Genomic DNA, 3,463 nt, shown 5'->3' with positions numbered 1-3,463 from the left:
CCGAGGCGGCGATGGCCGCGGCGCCCGCGCAGGGCGGCGCGCTGGTCTAGTTTTCACGCGATCCGCGGTGGATGCGCGGCCCGATCGTCCCGCCCCGCGACCGGACCCCGCGCCGGCAACTGGTCAGCGGCGTCGATAAGGGTCTAGACTTCGTCCGCGCGGCCCGAAGTGGGATGTCGCGTGACGAACAGACCAAGGCCGTGCGCGATGTTCAACCCGCTCGACATGCTTCAGGCCCAAAACGGCGCCGGGATGCAGAATGTCGCGCAGCAGTTCGGCCTCACCCCCGAGCAGACGCGCAGGGCCATGGAGGCCCTGATGCCGGCCTTCGCGCTGGGGCTGCAGCGCAGCGCCATGCCCGACCCGACCGGCCTGTCGCAGATGTTCGGGATGGGCGGTGCACGGCCCGCCGCGAGCCCGGCCGAAAGCATGCTCGGGCAGATGTTCGGCTCGCCCGCCCTGACCCAGGCGATCCTGCAGCAGGCCTCGTCGGCGAGCGGCGTCGGCTCGCAGGTGCTGCGCCAGATGCTGCCGATGATGGCCGGCGCGGTGGTGGCGAGCATCGTCCACATGCTGCTGAACCAGCAGGCTCCGGAGGCCAAGGCGGCGCCCGCCCCGGCGCCCTCGCCCTTCGCGGTCGCACCGGGCTGGGCCGAGATGATGAAGGCCTTCGTGCCCGCCCAGGAGGCGACCAAACCGCAGCCGGCCAGACCTCAGCCGGCAAAGCCGCAGGCTGCCCGGGCCGCGCCGAAGCCGGAGGCCGACGCGACGCCCGGCATGTTCGAGCAGATGCTGAAGACCGGCGCCGAGGTCCAGGAGCAGAACGTGCGGGCGATGCAGGGGCTGTTCGAGGCGTTCTGGACCGAGGCCGATCCGGCCAGGGCGGGCGCAACGAAAGCCGGCGCCGACCCCAAGGCCCCGCACGCGCCCGAATCCCCGGACGCCTCGCACAGGCCGCGCAAGGGGCGGCCAGGCGCGCGTTGAGGCTGTCTCAGTTCTGGCTGACGGCGTTGCCGATGGTCGCGTAGACTTGGCCGACCTTGGACGCGTAGAGGCGTAGGCTGCCGATCATGGCGAGGAAGACGAATCCGGCGATCAGGGCGTACTCGATGCTCGTCGCACCGCGCACGTCGGCGGCGAAGCGGCGTATCGGAGAGGCGGCCTCGGCCCTCTCCGGCATTTCGACGACCGGCCCCGACATCGATGATCGCTTTCCTTCGCCGAACCGGCCTGAAACGATCCTAACCCACGCCACCTTGCCGATGTTTTAAACCCATCGCCGGCAACCGGCCTGAGCGAGATAAGATTTTAGGAATAAACGGCGATTTCCGCCGAGCGCGGAGCGTCCCCGAACGCCCTGCGGGTTCCGCTCTCTCACCAGCCCGTCATGTTCCTCCAGGTCGGCTCCCCCCATCACCGGACGCGTCGCGCGAAGCACCACGAGGCTCCCTCTCCCGTGCGGGAGAGGGTTGGGGTGAGGGGATGCTCTTGGATATCCGCCAAGCGCCGCACCGCGTCGTCAGGCGTCCCTGCCCGCTCAGCCGTGGCCGGCTTCCTTGCGCAGGGCGTCGATGCGCTTGGAGGCCTCGGCCTTGTCGAGGTCGGGATCGAACGCCTCGGGCTCCTTGGTCTCCTCGGACAGGGTCTTGAGGTAGGAGGCCTGCGCGCCGGTCATCGGCTCGCCGCCGGTGGTCCACTGATCGGGATCCTTGATCTGGTTCGACACGTCTTTCGGGTCGGTCTTGGGGTTCTCGTTCGAGGCGGACCGGGTGTCAGCCTTGGGGCTGGACTTCGCATCGGACTTGGCGGCGGCCTTGGTCATCGGGCACTCATGCGTTCTTGGAATGTTCCGTTAGAACGCAGCCCGGACCGCCACGGTTCCTCGCTGGCGGGAACCGCCTGGGGATAGGATGTCCGGCCCGCAGCTTTCCGCGCGAAGGCGTGTCGAGCGGGCGCATTTGATCGGCCGGGACCCATGCCGCGCATCATCGCGGTCGCCTCACGAAGCAACCCGAACGCCGTGCGAGCTGTCGTGTTCACACGTCTTCCACAAATGGCCCCGGACGGATCGGTGAGGCGCTGGCGCGGGTCCCCTCTCCCGAATGGGAGAGGGGACCCGCGCCTCACCGGCACGAGGGATGAAGCGCGGGTGGGACGAGACGAAAACGGCGGCCCCATCGGACCGCCGTGCCTTCCCACTCAAGCCGCTCGCGCGTTTCTTCCCCTCGGGCCGCTCGAGCTTCTTCCCCGCTCAAGCTGCTCGAGCTTGAGGCTGCACCTCGGCGAGGTAATCGTCCATCAGCGTCTGGGTGATGGCGCCGGGCACGAAGCGGTAGGGACCGATCTCGGACACCGGCGTGACCTCCGCGGCCGAGCCGGTGATGAAGCACTCCGAAAAATCGGCCATCTCCTCGGGACGGATGCGGCGCTCGGTCACCGCGATGCCGCGGCGGCGGGCCAGATCCATCACCGTCTGACGGGTGATGCCGTTGAGGAAGCGGTCGGCGGTGGGGGTGTGGATCGCCCCGTCGCGGATGAAGAACACGTTGGCGCCGGTGCACTCGGCGACATTGTCCTCGAAGTCGAGCATCAGCGCGTCGGCGTAGCCCTTGTTCTCGGCCCGGTGCTTGGAGATCGTGCAGATCATGTACAGGCCCGCCGCCTTCGAGGCGCAGGGGGCGGTGCGGGGATCGGGCCGGCGGTAGTCAGCGATGTCGAGGCGGATGCCCTTCATCTTGGTGGCGGCGTCGAAGTAGCTCGGCCATTCCCAAGCGGCGATCGCCAAGTGGATGGTGTTGCCCTGCGCCGAGACGCCCATCATCTCCGAGCCGCGCCACGCGACCGGGCGGAGGTAGGCGTCCTGGAGGCCGCTGACCTTCAGCACAGCCTCCTTGGCCGCGACGATCTCGGCGGCGGAATAGGGCACGGCGAAGTCGAGCAGCTCGGCGGAGCGGCGCAGGCGCTCGGCGTGGGCGAGGCTCTTGAAGATCACGCCGCCGTAGGCGCGCTCGCCCTCGAACACCGACGAGCCGTAATGCAGGCCGTGGCTCAGCACGTGGATCTTGGCGTCCCGCCACGGCACCATGGCGCCGTCGAACCAGATGGTGCCCTCGCGCTCGTCGAACGGGATCACGGACATGGGGGGTCTTCCTGGAAATCGTCGCGGCCCGTAGGCACGGGCACTTCGGCGGGGACGATGTCGGCGGGCCGCACCACGGCGGCTCGAGCGGGGTTGACGGGTATCAACCGGCCTGGAATATGTCAACGACACTGACGTATATCGCTTCGGCGTCGCCCCCTCCGACGCCGACCGTCCTTCCTGCCCTTCGCGCCGCAACGGGACACGGGCCGCACGTGACATCCCCCGCCCTCCGCGAACGCGACGAATCCGGCGCGCCGGCCGCCCGCGAGCACGACGCCGCCGCTGCGCCGGCCGCCTGCAGCAGCGACGACCTGATCGAGC

At 69.3% G+C, this 3,463-nt stretch carries 4 protein-coding genes; 1 reads left to right on the top strand and 3 read right to left on the bottom strand.

Annotated elements, in window-relative coordinates:
- Positions 1 to 225: 225 nt before the first annotated feature.
- Entirely contained in the window at positions 226 to 984 is a 759-nt protein-coding gene (locus tag FV222_RS20515; RefSeq protein WP_210248500.1) for a DUF937 domain-containing protein, read from the top strand.
- A gap of 7 nt (positions 985 to 991) precedes the next feature.
- Here the strand turns inward: FV222_RS20515 and FV222_RS20510 are convergent, their stop codons facing one another.
- The 3 genes from FV222_RS20510 to FV222_RS20500 form a co-directional block, all read right to left on the bottom strand.
- Complete coding sequence (locus FV222_RS20510; RefSeq protein ID WP_147763541.1) at positions 992 to 1,201, bottom strand: Flp family type IVb pilin; 210 nt, start codon at positions 1,199 to 1,201, stop codon at positions 992 to 994.
- A gap of 336 nt (positions 1,202 to 1,537) precedes the next feature.
- Positions 1,538 to 1,822 carry a DUF3072 domain-containing protein gene (locus FV222_RS20505; protein WP_147815513.1) on the bottom strand — a complete coding sequence of 95 codons (285 nt, stop codon included), beginning with the start codon at positions 1,820 to 1,822 and terminating at the stop codon, positions 1,538 to 1,540.
- A gap of 429 nt (positions 1,823 to 2,251) precedes the next feature.
- On the bottom strand, positions 2,252 to 3,139 hold the full coding sequence (locus FV222_RS20500; RefSeq protein WP_147763543.1) for a branched-chain amino acid aminotransferase: 888 nt from the start codon (positions 3,137 to 3,139) through the stop codon (positions 2,252 to 2,254).
- Positions 3,140 to 3,463: the final 324 nt, after the last annotated feature.

Source organism: Methylobacterium sp. WL103 (genome assembly GCF_008039885.1).
In the GTDB taxonomy this organism is placed as follows: domain Bacteria; phylum Pseudomonadota; class Alphaproteobacteria; order Rhizobiales; family Beijerinckiaceae; genus Methylobacterium; species Methylobacterium cerastii.
Note: the sequence above shows the minus strand (reverse complement) of the source record. Positions and strands in the feature narration are given on the sequence as shown.

Coding starts and splice junctions, on each gene's coding strand:
- FV222_RS20515 (WP_210248500.1), top strand. CDS start 226: ATGCTTCAGGCCCAAAACGGCGCCGGGATGCAGAATGTCGCGCAGCAG.
- FV222_RS20510 (WP_147763541.1), bottom strand. CDS start 1,201: ATGTCGGGGCCGGTCGTCGAAATGCCGGAGAGGGCCGAGGCCGCCTCT.
- FV222_RS20505 (WP_147815513.1), bottom strand. CDS start 1,822: ATGACCAAGGCCGCCGCCAAGTCCGATGCGAAGTCCAGCCCCAAGGCT.
- FV222_RS20500 (WP_147763543.1), bottom strand. CDS start 3,139: ATGTCCGTGATCCCGTTCGACGAGCGCGAGGGCACCATCTGGTTCGAC.